This window comes from Tardiphaga sp. P9-11 (assembly GCF_008329525.1).
Classification (GTDB): domain Bacteria; phylum Pseudomonadota; class Alphaproteobacteria; order Rhizobiales; family Xanthobacteraceae; genus Tardiphaga.
Map to the genome: position 1 here is coordinate 104167 of NZ_NPKQ01000013.1, position 18954 is coordinate 123120.

Annotated in this window: 19 protein-coding genes; 2 read left to right on the forward strand and 17 right to left on the reverse strand. The window is 60.3% G+C overall.

The genetic code is table 11. The features are described from left to right. Positions 1-22 precede the first annotated feature (22 nt). From CIW50_RS27055 to CIW50_RS27090, 8 genes are all read right to left on the reverse strand, one after another. Entirely contained in the window at positions 23-1000 is a 978-nt protein-coding gene (locus tag CIW50_RS27055; protein WP_149534250.1) for a DMT family transporter, read from the reverse strand. Next, entirely contained in the window at positions 949-1758 is an 810-nt protein-coding gene (locus CIW50_RS27060; RefSeq protein WP_149534251.1) for an ABC transporter permease, read from the reverse strand. The genes CIW50_RS27055 and CIW50_RS27060 overlap by 52 nt, the downstream gene beginning before the upstream one ends. Then, positions 1755-2552: an ABC transporter ATP-binding protein gene (locus tag CIW50_RS27065; RefSeq protein WP_149534252.1), complete on the reverse strand. Its 798-nt coding sequence runs from the start codon at positions 2550-2552 to the stop codon at positions 1755-1757. Before CIW50_RS27065 ends, CIW50_RS27060 begins: the two co-directional genes overlap by 4 nt. Before the next feature lies 1 nt (position 2553). Then, a complete protein-coding gene (locus CIW50_RS27070) occupies positions 2554-3534 on the reverse strand; it encodes an ABC transporter substrate-binding protein (protein WP_246664472.1) in 981 nt (326 codons plus the stop codon). A gap of 19 nt (positions 3535-3553) precedes the next feature. Further along, positions 3554-4234: a TetR/AcrR family transcriptional regulator gene (locus tag CIW50_RS27075; RefSeq protein WP_149534253.1), complete on the reverse strand. Its 681-nt coding sequence runs from the start codon at positions 4232-4234 to the stop codon at positions 3554-3556. Next, complete coding sequence (locus tag CIW50_RS27080; RefSeq protein WP_149534254.1) at positions 4224-5972, reverse strand: hydantoinase B/oxoprolinase family protein; 1749 nt, start codon at positions 5970-5972, stop codon at positions 4224-4226. The genes CIW50_RS27075 and CIW50_RS27080 overlap by 11 nt, the downstream gene beginning before the upstream one ends. Next, the gene (locus tag CIW50_RS27085) at positions 5969-8059 is read right to left on the reverse strand and encodes a hydantoinase/oxoprolinase family protein (RefSeq protein WP_246664473.1); all 2091 of its coding nucleotides are present in this window, start codon (positions 8057-8059) and stop codon (positions 5969-5971) included. The genes CIW50_RS27080 and CIW50_RS27085 overlap by 4 nt, the downstream gene beginning before the upstream one ends. Before the next feature lie 272 nt (positions 8060-8331). Beyond that, the gene (locus CIW50_RS27090; protein ID WP_149534256.1) at positions 8332-8535 is read right to left on the reverse strand and encodes a hypothetical protein; all 204 of its coding nucleotides are present in this window, start codon (positions 8533-8535) and stop codon (positions 8332-8334) included. A gap of 37 nt (positions 8536-8572) precedes the next feature. Between CIW50_RS27090 and CIW50_RS27095 the strand changes: the two genes are divergently transcribed. Beyond that, positions 8573-8755: a hypothetical protein gene (locus tag CIW50_RS27095; RefSeq protein ID WP_149534257.1), complete on the forward strand. Its 183-nt coding sequence runs from the start codon at positions 8573-8575 to the stop codon at positions 8753-8755. A 645-nt stretch (positions 8756-9400) separates the two neighbouring features. On the opposite strand, the gene CIW50_RS27100 is transcribed toward CIW50_RS27095, so the two are convergent. The 9 genes from CIW50_RS27100 to CIW50_RS27135 form a co-directional block, all read right to left on the reverse strand. Next, complete coding sequence (locus tag CIW50_RS27100; RefSeq protein ID WP_149534258.1) at positions 9401-10144, reverse strand: SDR family NAD(P)-dependent oxidoreductase; 744 nt, start codon at positions 10142-10144, stop codon at positions 9401-9403. A gap of 80 nt (positions 10145-10224) precedes the next feature. Beyond that, positions 10225-11010 (reverse strand): SDR family NAD(P)-dependent oxidoreductase, encoded by a 786-nt coding sequence (locus CIW50_RS27105; protein WP_149534259.1) that lies wholly within the window; start codon positions 11008-11010, stop codon positions 10225-10227. A 67-nt stretch (positions 11011-11077) separates the two neighbouring features. Continuing rightward, a complete protein-coding gene (locus CIW50_RS27110) occupies positions 11078-11791 on the reverse strand; it encodes an ABC transporter ATP-binding protein (protein ID WP_149534260.1) in 714 nt (237 codons plus the stop codon). Further along, positions 11791-12558 (reverse strand): ABC transporter ATP-binding protein, encoded by a 768-nt coding sequence (locus CIW50_RS27115; protein WP_149534261.1) that lies wholly within the window; start codon positions 12556-12558, stop codon positions 11791-11793. The genes CIW50_RS27110 and CIW50_RS27115 overlap by 1 nt, the downstream gene beginning before the upstream one ends. Next, on the reverse strand, positions 12558-13562 hold the full coding sequence (locus CIW50_RS27120; RefSeq protein ID WP_246664474.1) for a branched-chain amino acid ABC transporter permease: 1005 nt from the start codon (positions 13560-13562) through the stop codon (positions 12558-12560). Before CIW50_RS27120 ends, CIW50_RS27115 begins: the two co-directional genes overlap by 1 nt. Then, positions 13559-14464, reverse strand: a complete 906-nt coding sequence (locus tag CIW50_RS27125) for a branched-chain amino acid ABC transporter permease (RefSeq protein ID WP_149534262.1) — start codon at positions 14462-14464, stop codon at positions 13559-13561. Before CIW50_RS27125 ends, CIW50_RS27120 begins: the two co-directional genes overlap by 4 nt. 134 nt (positions 14465-14598) lie before the next feature. Further along, positions 14599-15861, reverse strand: coding sequence for an ABC transporter substrate-binding protein (locus tag CIW50_RS27130; protein WP_149534263.1), 1263 nt, complete (start codon positions 15859-15861; stop codon positions 14599-14601). A gap of 16 nt (positions 15862-15877) precedes the next feature. Then, on the reverse strand, positions 15878-16015 hold the full coding sequence (locus tag CIW50_RS29255) for a hypothetical protein (protein WP_172980479.1): 138 nt from the start codon (positions 16013-16015) through the stop codon (positions 15878-15880). Between the two features lie 113 nt (positions 16016-16128). Further along, positions 16129-17769 carry a flavin-containing monooxygenase gene (locus CIW50_RS27135; RefSeq protein ID WP_283808867.1) on the reverse strand — a complete coding sequence of 547 codons (1641 nt, stop codon included), beginning with the start codon at positions 17767-17769 and terminating at the stop codon, positions 16129-16131. 133 nt (positions 17770-17902) lie between these two features. Here CIW50_RS27135 and CIW50_RS27140 point away from each other — a divergent pair, with 133 nt between their 5' ends. Continuing rightward, positions 17903-18817 (forward strand): LysR family transcriptional regulator, encoded by a 915-nt coding sequence (locus tag CIW50_RS27140; protein ID WP_149534264.1) that lies wholly within the window; start codon positions 17903-17905, stop codon positions 18815-18817. The last annotated feature ends 137 nt before the right edge of the window (positions 18818-18954 follow it).

Sequence of the window (18954 nt, forward strand, 5' to 3'; positions counted from 1 at the left end):
TCCACGCAGCAATATTCGGCAGCTACGAAATCGCCTTTCTCTCTCGCCCCAAGCGTCCCAACAGGATCAATCCGGCGAAGATCGCCGCGATCCCGACGACGTGATACCAGGCGAGATGTTCGCCCAGCCACCAGATCGAGAACACTGCCGTACACAGCGGGCTGAGATACAGAAATCCTGCAGCACGCGTTGGTCCGTTGGTGGCTACGCCGTACATATAAAACACGTTACCAAGCATGGTAGGACCTAATCCGGTATAGGCGATCGCGCCGAGGGCTATGGCCATGTCAGCGTCGGTCCAAGCGTACCATGGACCGCCGCTGGCCACCCATATGACGTAGACCGGCAACGACACGAGCAAGAGACCTGCCCAGGCAGTCACCACCGTGAGCGGCAAGGTTTCGATCACGCGCGACCATTCGCGTACACGGATCGAGAACCACGCAAAGAAGATCGCTGCGAGAAGCGACCAGAGATTTCCAAGATTCAGTTGCAGCCCGGTCAGTAGCAGCAGATCGCCTTTGCTGATGATCAGGAGCGTGCCGACAAAAGCCATAGCGAGCCCTACTTGGCCCATTCGGGCGATCTGCGCCTGCCCCACGATCCAGCCGATCAACACGATCCATACCGGCGTCGTGGCATTGATGAAGCCCACTTCGATGGCTGGGCTTTGATAGGCTCCGCCGATCAGAAGAAACGAAAATAGGCCGACGCCGACAATGCCACCGATCGTCAATTCGCCCAGCCGCGGCCGGATCTCAGGCCAGCCGCGCCGCAGGGATGGCCACCCAATGACTGTGAGAATGATGAGAGCGGGTAGCCAGCGCCAGAACACTAGCGCCGGTAAAGGCGCCGCGTCACGCGCGGCCCGCGCGACCACATGGTTGCTGCCCCAGAGTGCCGCAGTCACTATCAGCGCAAGCGTACCGAGTGATCGCGAGCCGCCGTTCATGCCCGATCGGCGGATGACTGATGACGCCCGCGTTGCGAGACGTGCCATGGCAGGGATAGCCGCTCAGCATAGTCGACGAGAAAGAAGAGGATTGTTCCGACTACGCCCAACAACAGTAACGACACGAACACACGAACCGTGTCGAATTGCCCTTGCGCAACGAGTATCTGAAAACCGATCCCCCGGCTGCCGGCCACGAACTCTCCGACGATGGCGCCCACCAGCGCGAACGAGATCGCCACTTTCATGCCCGCGAACAGACTCGGCAAAGCGCAGGGAAAGCGGATTTTGATCAATACGGCCCAAGGCGATGCCTTTGATACCTTGGCCAGCGCCAGCATGTCGGGATCCACCGACCGCAGGCCTAGAACCATATCGATGACGATCGGAAAGATCGCCAGCATTAGCGCAATCGCCACCTTGGGTTCAGGACCGGTGCCCATCCAGATAACGAACAGCGGCGCCAATGCCACTTTTGGGATCGAGTTGAGCGCCACGAGCAGCGTATAAATAGTCCGCTCGAGGAATTTTGAGTAGACAATCCCGACCGCCAACGCGACGCCGATGACGACCGCCAGTACAAAGCCGAGGCATGTCATCCAGAGCGTAAAGCCGAGATGACGCAGGAACAACCCAGGCGTCTCCAGAAACGCGGCAAAGATCGCCGACGGCGCTGGCAGGATCAGCGGCGACGGCTGGAACACGTAAACCCCGATCTCCCACAGAACAAGAGCTGCGGCGAGCACGACGACGACGTCGCGTGTTTCGTTATCGCCCAGAAACAGACGCCTTGCGAAACTCATCATTCCTTGACGATCCCCAACTCGGCGAAGTGGTGACGAATCCGGTGCACATAGGCGGCGAATTCCGGCGTGTCGCGCACTGCAAGCAGGCGTGGCCGCGGAAGGTCGATGGTGATGACATCGACCACCATGCCCGGCGCCTTGCTCATCATGACAACGCGATCCGACAGGAAGACGGCTTCCGCAATCGAATGCGTGATGAACAAGAGCGTCTTGCGCGTGTCCTGCCAGATCTGCGCGAGCTCGATGTTGAGATCATCGCGGGTCATGGCATCGAGCGCGCCAAATGGCTCGTCCATCAGAAGCAAATCGGGATCTGCCAGCAGTGCACGGCAGATCGATGCGCGCTGTCGCATGCCGCCCGACAATTCCCACGGAAACCGATGCTCGAAGCCACCGAGGCCGAACCGGTTCAGCAAAGCCACCGCCCGAGCGCGTTCATCGGCGGTCGGTTTGCGGGTGAATTCGATCGACAGCAGGACATTGTCGAGAATGGTGCGCCAGTCCAGCAGGACATCGCGCTGGAACACGACGCCAAGCCGATCCGGCGTGCCGTCGAGCGGTTTGCCGCCGATGTCGATCGTTCCAGAGGTCGTCCCTTCGAGGCCGGCTACCAGCTTCAGCAAGGTGCTCTTGCCGCAGCCGGACGGGCCGACCACGCTGACGAATTCCTGCGGCCGGATATCGAGATTGATGTCGACCAGAGCCGCGACCGGCCCGCGCGGGGAAGCGTAGGTCTTCCCCACGCGGCCCAGCGCGACATAGGCCGCCGCATCTGTTGAAGCAGGAGCAGTCATGTTACTCGACAAGGCTGTTGGTGTAGAAGTCAGTCGCCTTCCAGCCCGACGGCAACACGCCCGCGGCTTCCATCGACTTGCCCGCGGCTTCCCAGTCCGCCTGCGCCTGCCAGCCGATCGATTTGCCCTGCGAGGACGGCGTGTCGAAGTAATCCAGCGTCAGCTTGATCTGACCCAGCAAAACAACAGGATCGAGCTTCGCGTCCGGACGCTCGGCGATCATCGCCTTCACGCCGTCCTCGGGATTGGTGCGCAGATGCTGCCAGGCACGCTGCTGCACTTCGATCAGGCGCTTCAACGCAGGTCCCTTGCTGGTGATAACTTCATCGCGCGCGACCAGGCCGTAGCTCGGGAATGCGATGCCCGCGTCCGACGCCAGCAGGCACTTCGAAGGTCGCGATGCTTCTGCGAGTGGAAGCGCCGAACCGACCGTGGACATCAGCCCATCGGACCGCTTGGCGATATACGTCCCCCACAATGCGGCGGGATCGACAACCTCGACCTTGAGATCGTCGCGCGTGAGCCCACCCGACTTCAGATAGACATCTATGAAGGGCGCCCATGGGCTTGCCGCAAAGACGACAACGCTCTTACCGCGCAGATCGGCGACCTTCTGCATCGGTGAAGTCTTGTCGACCAGGATGCAGAGATCAGTCTTTCGCTGAAACGTCGCGATAGAACGGATAGTGGCGCCCTTGGCACGCGCTGAGCCAACCAAACCCACCTGAACCTGACCGACATCCGCCTGCCCGGCATTGACCAGCTGAATCGTATTGCCAGAGCCGCGACCATCCTGAATATCAACGTCGAGCTTGGCTTCCTTGAACCAGCCGCGGTTCTGAGCTAGATGCATGGCCGCCTGCACACCCCATGGCGAGAAATCCAGCCGCACCGACAATTTGTCCTGAGCCAAAGCGGGCGAAACACCCGCGCCAGCCGCAACACCTAGAAGCATCAGGGTCGATAGAAAAAGTCTTCTCATATCCCAATCTCCGGTTTGATCACTCTGTGTCGGCGCCATCCGCTTCTGCCGGCGAATTCTGCGTCAAATAGCTCAGCACCATCTCGACGACGTGCTGGCGTCTCTTGAGCACACGTCGGCGCGCCGCGAGATCGCGGTCGAGCAGCCAGGACAATGTGTGCTGATTGGACAGAAAGAAGTAAGCGAGGCCGGAGATCGACATATAGAGATCGACTGCATCGACGTTAGCGCGAAACACGCCCTCGGTCTGGCCGCGTTTCAGCAGGATCTGGATCGTGTCGAGCAACCCGCGATAGAGCGGCTTGATGACGCTCGAACTTTTGAGGTGCTGCGCATAATGGATGTTCTCGATGCTCATCAGCCGGATTAGATCCGGCGTCGCAACGAAATGATCGAACGTGCTGCTGACCAGTCGCTTCATGCCTTCGACCGGCGGCAGACCGCGCAGGTCTTCGTCCTGCTGCTTAGTACGCAAGTCCGTATAGATGCGCTCGAGCACTGCCAGATAGAGCTCGTCCTTGGAGCCGAAATAATGGTAGATTAGGTTCTTGTTGACACGGGATTGTTCGGCGATGCGATCGACGCGCGCGCCGTTAAGCCCGTTGGAGACGAATTCGATCCGTGCCGCGTCCAGGATCTTGGCACGGCTCGCTTCCGGATTGCGGGTGATCTTGCTGGGCACGGCCACATTAAGCTCCATGGCGCCCTTCCGGTGATGGCGGGGCGTTCCGTGCGGATCGTAGTGCCGCAGTTCCCTTGGCGTCCAGCACGCCACGCGGGCCGAATGTCACAGCATAATGCTTTCGCGCGAACTCGGCCGTGATCTTGCCGTCCAGGAAATCCTCGCGCACATCGGAGGGATCACGCAGCAGCGGATTGCCGAAGCCGCCTGCACCGGCCTGCTCGTGGATCAGGAGCGCGCCCTCAGTGACATTCCGCGTGATCTTGCCAGGAATGGCACTACGCTCATTGCCGATCTCGATGTAGTTCTTCGACAAGCCGCCGGGCTCGCCCCCATTGAGACCATAGGGATGAAACTTGACGCGGTCAGTGCGCAATTGCAGCAGCGCTTCCGGCGCGAGGATACGATAACTACGGCGAATGCCGACACCGCCGCGATATTGTCCGGCACCACAGCTGTCCGGCACGAACGAGTAATCCTCGATTCGCACCGGATGCTCAGCTTCCATCACTTCGACGGGCATGTTCGAGAGATTTTGCGAGGCATTGGTAACCGCTTCAAGCCCGTCCTTGTCGGGACGACCGCCCCAGGCGCCGCAGATCATGTCGACGATGATGAAAGGCTGGCGGTTAGGTCGCAGGCCGCTGATACAAATGACACTGTTGCCGCCCTCACCTGCGGCTGGCACCTTGTCCGGCACGATCTGCGCAAGTGCTCCGAGCATCGTATCGAACACGCGATACCCCGTCAGCGCACGTGCCGCGCACGGCCCAGGCATGACCGGGTTGAGCACGGAAGCTTCCGGCGCTTTCACTGTAATGCAACGAAACAGGCCGACATTGTTCGGCACGTCCTTAGCCAGCACGCAGCGTACGCTGAGATAAGTCAGCGAATGTGTGAAACTGAGCGTCGAATTCAACGCTCCTTTCACCTGTGGCGAAGAGCCCGTGTAGTCGACCAGCAGCGTACCGTCGCCGTTGACGGTGATTGCAACCTTGATAGGGATCGACGTATCGGAAAATCCGTCATCATCGATGTAGTCGATGAAACTGTACGTACCCTTCGGCCAGGTCTTGATCTCCTGCCGGGTCAATCGTTCCGCGTAGTCTAGCAGCTCCTGCATATAGGCGTCGACATCGTCCGCGCCGTAACGCTGCATCAGCTTCTCCAAGCCGCGCTTACCGACCTGAGCCGCCGCAAATTGCGCCGAAAGATCGCCCCAGACCCGATCCGGAACCCGGACGTTAATCTTGATCAGCGCCTCCAGCGTCGTGTTCAGCACACCGCGGTCATAGAGCTTGAGCGGCGGAATCCGCAGCCCTTCCTGATAGATCTCGGTCGAATCCGACGCGTTGGAGCCGGGCACGCGGCCGCCGACATCAGTGTGATGGCAGATCACCACGGCGAAGGCGCGCCGCTTGCCGCTGTGGAAAATCGGCACGAACATGAAGATATCGGGCAGATGCATGCCGCCATGATAGGGATCGTTCATGATGACGACGTCGCCATCGTGCAGATCGCCTTCGTATTTGCTGAGCACGGAGGCCATGGCTTCCGGAATCGCGCCGAGATGCTGGGCGATGGTCTTGGCCTGCGCCACCATCTGGCCGTCGCCAGCACAGATTGCCGCGGAAAAATCCATTACATCCTTGACGATTTCCGAACGCGCTATGCGCACGACCGTATAGGCCATGTCGTCGGCAATGGAATCCAGGCCGCTCTTGATGACCGCGAAGGTGATCGGATCGACTTTCATACCTCGAACTCCAGCACGATGCAGCCGATCGCATCCTTGTGCACCCGAGCATCGGGCGGCACGATGATGGTGGCGTCGAACTCCTCGATTATCAGAGGTCCCTGCAGTGGCGACATTCCGACCGCGCCGCGATCGACGATCTCGACCGCGACAGCGGCCTCGCCACGCGCGAAGGAAACGTCGCGGGTTCCGGAACGCGATGCACCCTGCCGCGCGGCGATCTTCATGGCCGCAAAATCCAGGCGGTTCTCGCGCAGGCCGCGCCCGGCCACGCGCACCTTCATCAGTTCGATCGGCGTGGCGTCACGATAGCCATAGGTCTTGAAATACTCGGCGATGAACCGCTCACGGATCTGATCGAAATCTTCGCCTTCGAACGGCACCGTGAGTTCGGTGGCCTGACCTTCATGGCGCAGATCGGCTTCCCACAGAAACATCGTGCGTTCGGCCTGATAGCCATCGCCGTCGAGTTGCCCCGCCACTTGCTGTTGCAGCTCGGACTTGATCGCCTTGAGGTCGCTGACCTGCATCCTGTCGAGATACAGGCTGACGGTTTTCAGTGCGGTATGCTCAATATCGGAAGCCAGCATGCCGAGCGCGCTGAAAATGCCTGACATCGGCGGCACCACGACGCGTGGAATGCCCAACTGACGCGCGAGATCCGGCGCATGCACGCCCCCGTTGCCGCCAAATGCCATCAACGTGAGATCGCGCGGATCGCGACCACGCTCGACGGTGACGGCGCGCACGGCACGCGCCATCGCCGCATTGGCGACGGCACGAATGCCATGTGCGGCGTCCAGTAGAGTAAGGTCGAGAGGGTCGCCGACAAGGGTACGGATGGCAGTCTCGCTTAGCTTGCGATCGATATTGAGATTGCCGCCAGCCAGCGAGGTGGCGTTGATAAAACCGAGCACAACATTGGCATCCGTCACTGTCGGCTTTGTGTTGCCAAGCCCATAGCAGGCCGGGCCCGGAACGGCGCCTGCGGATTGCGGGCCGACGAACAGCAGGCCGCCTTTGTCGATGCCAGCAATGGAGCCGCCGCCGGCGCCGACCTCAGCGATATCGATAGCCGGCACCTTGAGCATATAGCCGCCGGCCTTGATGAACCGGCTCGATGTCGAAATTCCGTCGCGGAATTCGTATTCCGACGTCATGGTCGGGCGGCCGTCCTCGATAATGACCGCCTTGGCCGTGGTGCCGCCCATGTCGAACACGATGACGTCGCGATCGTCACGCGCGATGCTGAGCCGTGCTGCGCCGATGACACCGCCCGCAGGACCGGACGCCACCACCAGCACCGGCTTCTCGCAGGTCACATTGGCAGCCAGCATGCCGCCATTCGAGGTCATGACCAGAATGGGCGCAGCCACGCCGATCGAGCGCAGACCCGATTCAAGCTTCTGCAGATAAGTGCGCATGGCCGACAGCAGATATGCATTCACCACCGTCGTGCTGGTCCGCTCATATTCTTTCATCTCGGGCAGCACCGCGCAGGATGTCGTCACCAGCAACTGCGGGAAGTTGGCCCGCAAAATCGCTTCGGCTTGCAATTCATGCGCCGGATTACGATAGCTGTTGATAAATGCGATAGCGACGGCCTCGATATCCTCGGCGACCAGCGCCACTCCGGCCGCGATGACGCTTGCTTCGGAGAGCGGCTCAACCGTCGTTCCGTCGGCCGCCATGCGTTCGGTCACTTCCATACGATACCGGCGCGGCACCAATGGCTGCGGCTTCACCCATGTCAGGTCGAACATGTCGGGCATCCGGATGCGCCCGATCTCCAGCACGTCCCGGAAGCCGCGCGTCGTGATCAGCCCGGTCTTGGCGCCCGACCGTTGCAGGATGGTATTCGATCCGACGGTGGTGCCGTGCAGCACTTCGGCCACGGCGGAAGGCTCAATCGACAGCTCTGCCAATAAGCTGCCCACGCCGTCGACTACCGCCCGGCTAGGATCCTCAGGAGTCGAGGAGACCTTGCTCTGATGGATCACGCCAGACTCAAGGAACAATGCGATGTCGGTGAATGTCCCACCGATATCGACCGCAACCCGGATTTTTCCGCCTGACGCCACAGCCACGATCGCCCACCTCGTCATTACTAACTAGTTAGTCAACAATCTCGACTACAGAATGCAGAGTGTCAAGCTCCTGTTTTCAGCGCCTCGCGTCCGAAAAACAGGCTAAAAGCTCACTTTTAATCATGAGGGATTGGCTAGCGATGCACGACCAAGCATTAGGTCCGGGTCCGGGTTCGGCTTCTTGATAGCTACGCTAACGTTCGCTGATACGTCAGTCGGTTCATTGGATGAGTATTTGACCGGCTGAAAGGCAGTAGCCAATAAGGCGAAGGCTATTTCTTCGCTTTCCCCTTCTTCCTTACAGCCTTCAAGGCAGCGGCTTGCGCGCGGAACGCTTCAACCAGATTCCGCATCCGTTCAGCATGCTCGGTGTCTTCCGAGCGATGAGATACGGCCTCGGCTTTCTCGGCCTGCTTCCTCAGCGACTTCGTTGGTTTCATGCCGATGTTATACCGCAACGCGGGAAGTTGTTCCACGCTTCCACGCTCCCTCCGGACAGCGTATGATCCGACAATGAAACAGTCCGACACTTACCGGGCGAATGCAGAGAACTGCGCGGAGATGGCTGCTGCAGCCGATAGCGAGCCAGCCAGGAATCGTTTCAAGCGCATGGAAGCTGCATGGCTCGCGTTGGCCGAGGAAGAGGACTGGCTCGACGGCGGGACACCGCTGGAGAAGTCACCAGTTAATCGATAGTGACACTCCGCGAGCGGCGCCGGAGTTCATGACCCTGGCACCCTTCCGGGCAATCATAATGGCGCGACCGATGCATCTGCAGCAATGCCCCGGTGCTTCACGATCGAGTCCTCATTTGCGGCCAAACATTCCACGGTGGCAGGACCAGCGCGACTAAGCCGCAGACGGGGAACCCTCTTACCGGCCTCCAAAAAAGAGCGAAGGAACCGCGTTGATCTGCCGCAGAATGGAGGCTGCACCTTACTGAAAGGGTTGAAACCTCTCGCTCCTGCCTTCGTATTTGGATCAACGATGCAGCAAGGGGTGATGTTTTGACTTATGCCGATCAGATCGAAACCGCGATTGCAGATCAGGACATCGACAGGTTGATAAAATTTGCATACGGCGACATATGCAGGTGCACCACCGTCAAAGGTGAACCGATGTGCGTCTGCAAGATGTTAGCGACAGCACTTCGCTCCAAAGTTGTTCCGCGCTTACTTTTCGAAAACAAGATTGAGCGAGTTACCTCAATCTAACGGTCGATAGATTTCCGACTCGAGTTAACGCAGGATGATAGCGCCCGAATCTTGATCCCAGAAGCCTCGCTTCGGTCGGCCCGGCGGTAGAGCGACCTACTCTGCAGGCGATCAGCGCCCGCAGCAGTCAATGGAAGTGGGTCGCCCCGTTGATATCGAAGATCGCACCGGAGGCGTAACCACTGCCAGCGCCGCATAAGAACACCGCGGTGGCGGCGATCTCTTCCGGCTTGGCCATGCGCTTCAACGGATAGAGCGATGTGTCATAGCCTTTGCCCTCGGTCATCGCGGTCTCTACCGGCCCCGGCGCAATGCCGTTCACAAGGACGTTGCACGGTGCGGCCTTGTTCGCCAGCCAGCGCACGAAGGAATGGATGCCGCCTTTGGCAAAGGCATAATGCGGCCCGGTGCGCAAACCGCCCATCCAGCCGGCAACTGATCCGCACAGCACGATGCGGCCTTCGCCGGCCTCCATCATGCCGGGCAGGAAGGCGCGGGTCAGATTGATCGGACCCTTCACATTGGCGCGAATGACGCGGTCAAGCGACTCTTCCCAGTCCTCGGCCATCCAGTCGTCATGCGGTGCGATCGCCGCCATATCGATCAGTCCATAGACGCAGCCCGTCTGCTTCGCGAGCGCGGTGACGTCCGCGCGCGAGCCGGTATCGAGGCTGTGAATGTCAGAGCGGTCCGCAAGCTCGGCACCCACGCGCTCACGGATGCGATCTTTTCCCGCGATATCGACCAACACAAGCGTCGCGCCTTGCTGCGCGCATAGCTTCGCCGTGGCGCTGCCGATACCGCCGGCCGCGCCCGCGATCACAATGCGCCGTCCGGTGAGATCGAATGGGGACTTTTCAGACGACATCATGACGACAATTCCCGCTTGTGTTGCCACATCTCTGCAAACCCACGCAAGGTACGGTGTTCAATTCGGTTGACGTGACGGCGTCAGCGCGCCGGCGGCACACCGCCATAGGTCGTGAGGTGCGAACTCGCGAGCCAGCCGGCATCGATCGGAAGATTGATCCCGGTGATCGCCGACGCATCGTCGGACAGCAAAAACGCGACGCCGCGTCCGATTTCTTCCGGATCGACCATGCGTCCCAGCGCGGAGCCTTCGATCAGCAGTTTCGGATCGCGCGTCCCGCGTTCGATGTTGGCGAGCACCGGTGGGGTTCCCACATAGCCCGGCGACACCGCATTGACCCGCACACCCGAACGGCCCCAATCGGCCGCGAGGCACGCCGCCATATGAACCGCCGCAGCCTTCGAGGGCGCATAGGCGTGTAACGGCGCTGTGCGCGATGCCGTGACCGAGCCGGTGATCACGATGCCGCCGCGGCCGCGCTTGGTCATGCGCTTGCCGGCCGCGAGGCAGGACACGTAAACGCCGCGCAAATTGGCGGCGATGACCTTGTCGAATTCGGCGAGCGGCAGGTTCTCTGCACGGCCGCCGGACTGGATCACGCCGGCATTGGCGAACAGCGCCTCGATCGGCCCCAGCCGCGCCTCGATATCCGCGAAGGCCGTTTCGGTCGCGTGTTCATCAGTCACGTCGAACGGCACTGACTCGGCGCCGATCTTCGCTGCGGATTCCTGATTGGCCTTCGCATTGATGTCAGAAATGACGACGCGCCATCCGCGCTCGATCAACACGCTGGCGGTGGCCAAACCGATCCCGCTCGCACCGCCCGTCACCACGGCAATGCGGCCGCGCCCCTCGTCTCGTTTCATCGTTGCACTCCCGTTGTCCATTTCTTGTTGCGCGCAGCAAAGCTGCGCGTTGGCGATGGTGACGGCGTTAGACCGCGAGATAGCGTTGCTTGATGTCCTCGTTGTGCCGAAGTTCGTCGATGGTCGCGCGATACACGATCTGCCCCTTGTCGATCACCGTGGCATGGGTCGCGATACCCAGGCAGAAATGCATGTTCTGTTCGGCCAGCAGAATGGTGACGCCCATGCCGCGCAGCGTCTTGATGAGTTCGCCGATAGCCTGGACGATGATCGGCGCGAGGCCCTCGCTGGGCTCGTCGAGCAACAACACATCGGGATTGCCCATCAGCGTGCGGGCGATGGTCAGCATCTGCTGCTCGCCACCCGACAGCCGGCCGGCCAGGCGATCCTTCATCGAGGCGAGGATCGGAAACACTTCATAGATGCGCCCGCGATTCCAGTGATGGTCGCCGCGCGGCCCCTTCTTTGCGGCGACGATGAGATTGTCATCGACCGTATGGTCGGGGAACACCTGCCGGTTTTCCGGAACGTAGCCGATGCCCGCGCGCGCAATCCGGTAGGACGGCCGACCGGCCAGCCCCTGACCTGCGAGCGCAACCTTGCCGCGGCGTGGCGGCGCGAGGCCGGCGATCATCTTGAACGTGGTCGACTTGCCGGCGCCGTTACGGCCGAGCAGCGCCATGGTTTGTCCCTGCTCGACCGCGAGATCGATGCCGAACAGGATCTGGCTGGCACCATAATAGACGTCGGCCGCCTCGACATGAAGGAACGGGTCAGCCATCACGCCTCTCCCACCGCTGCGAAGAGATGATGATCGGCACCGAGATAGGCGTCGATGACATCCTGATTGCGCCGGATTTCGTCGGCCGTGCCCTGCGCGAGCACGGCGCCGTATTTCAGCACATGGATCCTCTGCGCGATCTTGAACACGATATCCATGTCATGCTCGATGAAGAGCACCGTCATCTTCTTGACCTGCCACAGATGTTGCACCTTGCCGATCATGCGCCAGCGCTCATCCGGACCCATGCCTGCGGTCGGCTCGTCGAGCAGCAGCACCTTGGGCTCCATGGCAAGCGCAAGACCGATATCAAGCAGCTTCTGGTCACCGTGAGAGAGATTGCGCGAGAGTGTCCCGGCCTTGTCCGCGAGCCCGAGCAATTCGATGATCTCCTCGGTCCGTGTCCTGGCTTCCGCGACGGGAAACCGCCGCAGGAAGGTCCATGACTTGCGCAAGTGAGAGATCACCGTTGCCATGATCGCCTCGGTGACGGTCAGGCTGGGGAAGATCTCGGCGACCTGAAATGCCCGCGTCATGCCAAGCCGTACGACCTCAAGGCTCGATTTGCCGACAATATCCTGCCCGTCGAAAATGACCTTGCCGGAGTTCGGCCGGAACGCACCCGAGATCAGGTTGAAGAACGTGGTCTTGCCCGCGCCGTTCGGTCCAATGATCGCCGTGAGCGAGCCGTCGGGGAAATCGATCGAGACATTGCGCGTGGCGTGAACACCGCCGAAGCGTTTGTCGAGGTTCTGCACCGAGAGCATCAGGCGATCCTCTTCTTGACGAAGGCCGCTTCTTTGGCGGGGGCCGCCTTGGCCTCTCTGCGTCGCTGCAGGAAGTCAACGACGTAGTCCGCGATGCCTTGCCGCAAGCCGAGCACGATGGCCAGAATGACGACGCCCAAAACCAGGCCGTGATATTCGGTATAGATCGACACGAAGTGTTCGAGCAGGCGCAGCAGGATGGCGCCGATGATCGGCCCGACGAACAGCTGCGAGCCACCGAGCATGATCATGAAGATGGCCTCGCCCGACGTCGTCCAAAAACCGAATTCCGGATAGGCCCCGGAGACGAACAACGACAGCAGAACGCCGGCCACGCTGGCCATCGCACCGGCGAGGATGAACACGCCGAGCTTCATGCGAACGATATCGACGCCGAGATAATTGGCCCGGTTTGGATTATCGCGGATCAGGCGCAGCGTATAGCCGAACGGCGACTGCCATACCTGACGCATGATCAGGATACAGGCCACGAAGATGCAAGCGGAGAAGATATAGAGCGACGCACCGCTGCTAAGATCGATGCCGAAGAACGGCGGTCGCGGGATGCCGCCGCGCAGGCCCTGATCGCCGCCCGTCAGACTTACCCAGGTCAGAATGATCGAGTGGATGAACATCTGGAAGGCAAGCGTGATAAAGGAGAAATAGATTTCCTTGAGCCGCACGCAGATCGCGCCGATCACCATAGCCAGCACCGCCGTGCCGCACACCGTGATGAGAATCGCGACGGGAATCGACACGCGGCCGGACTGCATCAGCAGCCCGAACATGTAAGCGCCAGAGACGAAGAAGGCAGCATGTCCGAACGACACCAGCCCCGTGAGCCCCACGAGGAGGTTCAGCGACATCGCCAGCAGGCCATAGGCCATCACATAGATGAGGAAGTCGCGCAGCGACGGCTTGGTGAAGATGAACGGTACGACAATCAAAACGATCAGCACGACAGCCGCAAAGAACAGATCGCGCAGGAACCCGGCTTTCATCATCGCGCGATCTCCCGACCCAGCAGACCGCTGGGCTTGATGATCAGGACGACGGCCATCATGCCGAACATGATCCCGTCAACGAAGAGCGGGAAGCCGATCGCTCCGAAGGCCCGCGTGAAGCCGATGAGCAACGCTGCGATCAGCGCACCGACGATCGATCCCATTCCCCCGATCACAGTAACGATGAAGCTCTCTATCAGGATCGATAGACCCATGCCCGGCGTCAATGTGCGCGTCGGCGCCGCGAGAGAACCGGCGATACCCGCCAGCATGCTGCCGACGCCGAATACGGCGGCATAAAGCAACGTCGTATTGATCCCCAGCGCCCCGACCATCTGCGGGTTGATGGCGAGGGCTCGGATGATCTTGCCGATGCGGGTTTTCTCGATCGCGAGCCAGAGCAGCGCGCCGATCGACAGGCTCGCAACGATCATGAAGACGTAATAGGCCGGGACGAAGCCGCCCGCGAACTCCAGCGGCGGAAGCGCAAACACGTCGGGCATGCCCATCATCTTGTATTCCGGACCCGCGATGATCTTCACCAGATCATCGAAGATCAGGATGATGGCGTAGCAGACCAGCAACTGCATCAGGATGTCTTTGCCATACACCTTGCTGATGATGAACCGCTCGAAGATGACCCCGATCAGACCCGCCCCGAGCGCGCCGGCCAGGAATGCGAGCAGAAAGCTCGACGTCGCCTGATAGGTGAAGAAAGCGATATAGGCGCCAGCCATATAGAAAGCGCCGTGCGCGAAATTGATAATGCCGAGCACGCCGAAGATCAGCGACAGGCCGGATGCCACCATGAACAGCAGCATTCCAATGATCAGCGCCGTCGATATCTGCGTCACGGCGCAGGCTGACGATGACAGGCAGGAGGCAAGGGCTTCGAGGTTCACAGTGGTGGTCCTTCGATGGTCTGAGCGAGCCTGTTCCGGCCGCCGCGAACGGCAGACCGGATATGCGACGGAGTGGCAGGGCCCGCCGCGATGCGACGGGCCGCGTCATCTGGCGACGACGCTCCACAGAAAGCTCAGGCGTAGCCCTTTTCCTTCTTCCACTCCTTCTCGAGCTCGATGATCTTCGACCATTCCGTATCGACGTAATCGAGCACCCAGGGGGACTTGCTCACCGTCTTGCCCCATGCCACGGGGTAATTGATGATCGTATGATCGCTGTCACGCATGGTGATGCCGGCACCGCCAAACGGCTTTTTCACCGTCATGCCGGAGATTTCCTTAGCCAGCGCAGAACTGTCGGTATTGCCGTTCGTGCGACGCAGCGCCTCGATAATGAATTGCGACGCCGCGTAGTTCTGCCACGCCCAGTTGGTCGGCTCGTGCGGCGCCACCTTGACATAGGCATCGCAGAAAGCGGTGTTCTCAGGTGAGCCCGGAAATCCGTTGTTATACCGATAGGCCGTGTTGAGTCCCTGCGGCAGGTTCTTGATGGCCGTCAGGATCGGCGGATCGCCAAGACCACCGGAGAAATAGGCGGTGTTCTGGAACAGGCGATACAGGTTCGACTGCTCGATAAACGCGACGAGATCACCGCCCCACAGCGCCGAATAGACCGCCTGCGGCTTCACCTGCATCAGCTTGGTGATGCTCTCGGTGTAATCGGGCGCAAAGAGTTTCGGCCAGAGCTGGTCGACCACTTCGATCGACGGCTCGAACATCTTGGCGTATTGCAGGAACTCGGCCGTGTTGTCGCGGCCATAGGCGTAGTCGGGCGAACAGGTCGCCCATTTCTTGAGCCCCTTCTCCTTGGCAATCTTCGCGGCGTAGCTGCCACCTGCGACGGCATCATGGATGCCCTGTCGGGCACATCTGAACACGTTCTTGCTGAACAGCTTGGGATCTGCCGTCAGCGACGAGGTTTCGCTGCAGGTGTGAAGGCAGAGAATGCCAAGATCGCGCACGACCTCGTGCACAGCGAAGCTGCCCGACGACGCCTCGCCGTCGATGATGATATCGCAACCGTCATTGTTGATGAGATCGCGGGTGACCTTGGCGGCCTCATCGGGACGACCTTTGGAATCGCGATCGACCACTTCGAATTTGCGGCCGTTGATGCCGCCGGCTTCATTGATCTGATTGAAAGCGAGCTGGACTGCAAACCGGCTGGACGTGCCGAGGATCGCCACGCGCCCTGACAGGATCGTCGGCAGCCCGATCTTGATCACCTTCGCCTGCGCTCCGGCGATATGCGGCGCGCCGATTGCGGCAAGGCCTGCCATGGCGCCAGCGCCCTTGAGGACGCGTCGGCGTGAAATGCCCTTGGTCGTCTTGGTCATTGAACCCTCCCTGATTTTAATGTCCGGCTTTTGCCGGTACAGATTTTATTATTTCCAGATCAGCGTCGTCTTCCGGTGACTTCCTCTCATTACTTTGGCTCTGGTCGATCAGCGCAACCCGAAGATCGTGCAGCAGGAACGGCGCGCTGTCCAACGGACTTTCCGGATACCTTGCGCAAATTCGCCGCAGCGAAGGTCAAGGACCGATGCTGCAGCGCCGACTCCTGCCGTCCGTGGTGTTCGCTCGGTCGCCCGCGGCATAGGCGGCTAGCTCAGCGCGAAGCCGCGATAACCACTTTGTGCGACGTCGTCACAGATCGAGGTGTAGCGCGCAAGTCCGCCAGCATAGGGCATGAAGACGCGCGGCTTGCCTGGCACATTGGCGCCGAGATACCAGGACGAGCTGGCCATCGGCAGCAGCGTTGCATCCGCGGCTTCGTTGACATGCGCGACCCACTTCTCGGTCGAGTCGGTCCTGGCCTCGATCCGCTTGAGACCCTTCGCACGCATGTCGCGAATGCAATTGGTGATCCACTCCACATGCTGCTCGATGGCAATCGGCATGTTGCATAGCACCGACGGGCTGCCGGGACCGGTGATGGTGAACAGATTCGGGAATTTCGGCGACTGCAGGCCGAGATAAGTGCACGGGCCGGCCGCCCAGGCATCCTTCAGCTTCGTGCCCTGGCTACCACTGATGTTTAGATTGACGAGCGGCCCTGTCAGCGCGTCGAAGCCCGTCGCGAACACGATGATGTCGAGCTCGTATTCCTGCTTCGCCGTACGGATACCCCTCGCGGTGACCTCGACGATCGGTTCTGCCTTGAGATCGACCAGCAGCACATCGTCCCGATTGAACGTTTCGAAATAGCCGCTGTCGATCGGCGGGCGTTTTGTCGCGAAGCCATGGTCGCGCGGCGTCAACATCTCTGCGACCACCGGATCCTTGACGATGGTCTTGATCTTGTCGCGGAGAAAATCCGATGCCGTCAGGTTTGCCTCGACGTTCTGCAGGACATCGGAGAACGATGCACGAAAGCGCAATCCGCCGCGTTCCCACGCCTTTTCATAGATCTCCTGCCGCTCCGCATCGGACACCGACAGCGCGGAGCGCGTCGAGATCGTGAACGGATGTCCGTTAGTGCCGGCGCGCGCAAGACGCCAGATCTCGTCGTAATTGTCCCTTGTATGCTTGATGTCGTCCGCCGTCACCGGGCCGTTGCGCGCCGGAATGCTGTAATTTGCCGTACGCTGGAAAACCGTGAGATGTTTTGCCTGCTCAGCAATGACAGGTGCGGTCTGAATCCCGGTCGATCCGGTTCCGATCAGGCCCACACGCTTGCCGCTGAAATCGACGCCCTCATGCGGCCACAGGCCGGTATGGTACCATTGGCCCTTGAAGCTCTCGAGACCCTTGATATCAGGCACATTGGCGGTCGAGAGACAGCCCACTGCCGTGATCAGGAAGCGCGCGGAGAAGGATTGTCCGTTCTTCGTCTGCACCATCCAGAGATTGGCATCGTCATCGAACGCGGCCGAGGTGACTTCGGTGTTCAGTCGGATATCGCGCCTGAGATCGAGCTTGTCGGCGACGAAATTCAGATACTTCCGGATTTCCGGATGTTCGGGATAGCGCTCGCTCCAGCTCCATTCCTGCTCGATCTCCTTGTTAAAGGAGTAGCAGTAGTAATAGCTCTCGGAATCGCAGCGCGCGCCCGGATAGCGGTTCCAGAACCAGGTGCCGCCTATGCCATCGCCCTTTTCAAGCACAACGACGTCGAGGCCGAGCTCATCCCGCAATTTGTGCAACTGGTAAAGGCCTGAAAATCCGGCGCCGATAATGATCGCGTCACAGGCATGGCTTGATCGCTCGTTCACTGCGGACGCAGTGCGCTCGTTGCTCGCCAACGGTCATCTCCTCGTTCATTTATGAGCGGCTTCGCATGGCCGCGCTATTGCCTCGAAGGCTAGAGATTTGCCGGATGGCTTTCCATACTCTATCGTTCAAACCTGATGTGAATTTCCGTCACAAGAGAAAAACGTGAACCGCTACACAGAGATGCAGGTTTTCGTCAGGGCCGCGGAAGACGGCAGCTTCTCTGCAGCAGCTCGAAACCTTGCCATCACGCCGTCCGCAGTCAGCAAGCTGATTACGCGGATGGAAGAGCGGTTGGGCGCGCTGTTATTCCGCCGTGCGCACCGCAACATCGTCATGACGCCGGAGGGAGAAGTCTTCTATCGGGCGGCGCTTGCAGCCATCGAAGCCGTCGAGGCCGCAGACGCAACGATCTTCAGCGGCAAGCTCGGTCGCGAAACCCTGCGCATTCGCTCAATGCCGATCTTCGGGCAGGTCATCCTAGCCAAGAAGCTCCCGGAGTTCTGCCGGCAGCATCCCGACCTTCAGGTCGAACTTCAACTGCGGATCGATCCCGGACCGCTGCTCGACGAGGGAACGGACGTCGCGATTCATGTTGGCCACCTCCATGACTCCTCGCTCGTGGCCACGCGATTTACGAGCACGCGATGGATCATTTGTGCGTCGCCGAGCTATCTGGACGAGTATGGCACGCCATCACATCCCGACGAGTTGACGGACCACGCCTGTCTCAATTTTCATTCGTCCATTGCCGCCAGCACATGGACCGTCCGCGGTGCCGATGGCTTGTCCACACCGCTCGCCGTCAAAAGCCGTGTGCGCTCGAACCAGGCTTCGATCCTTATCGAGTTCGCGCGCGCAGGCCTCGGCATCGTGCGATTGGTCGAAGTCCAAATCGCCGACGATCTCGCCCAAGGCCGCCTGGTCGAGCTCTTTCCGGAACATCAGTGCCCGGAGGAACATCCCATCTATGCGGTGTATCAGAGCCGCCGACTGGTAAGTAACCGTGTCAGGGTCTTCTTGGACTTCCTCAAGACGAAACTACCCGATCCGCCGCCTTGGCGGTATTGGCGGGACTAATAGATGTCCGCTAATGGGATGGACCGGCTGCTTCCCCCGCGCGGCAGTCGGCCTAGACTGCTGCGTTTCAACCGGAGAAGCAGCCCATGGATACGACCATTGCGCCCCTCGCCTCGATCGGCATCGATATTGGTAAG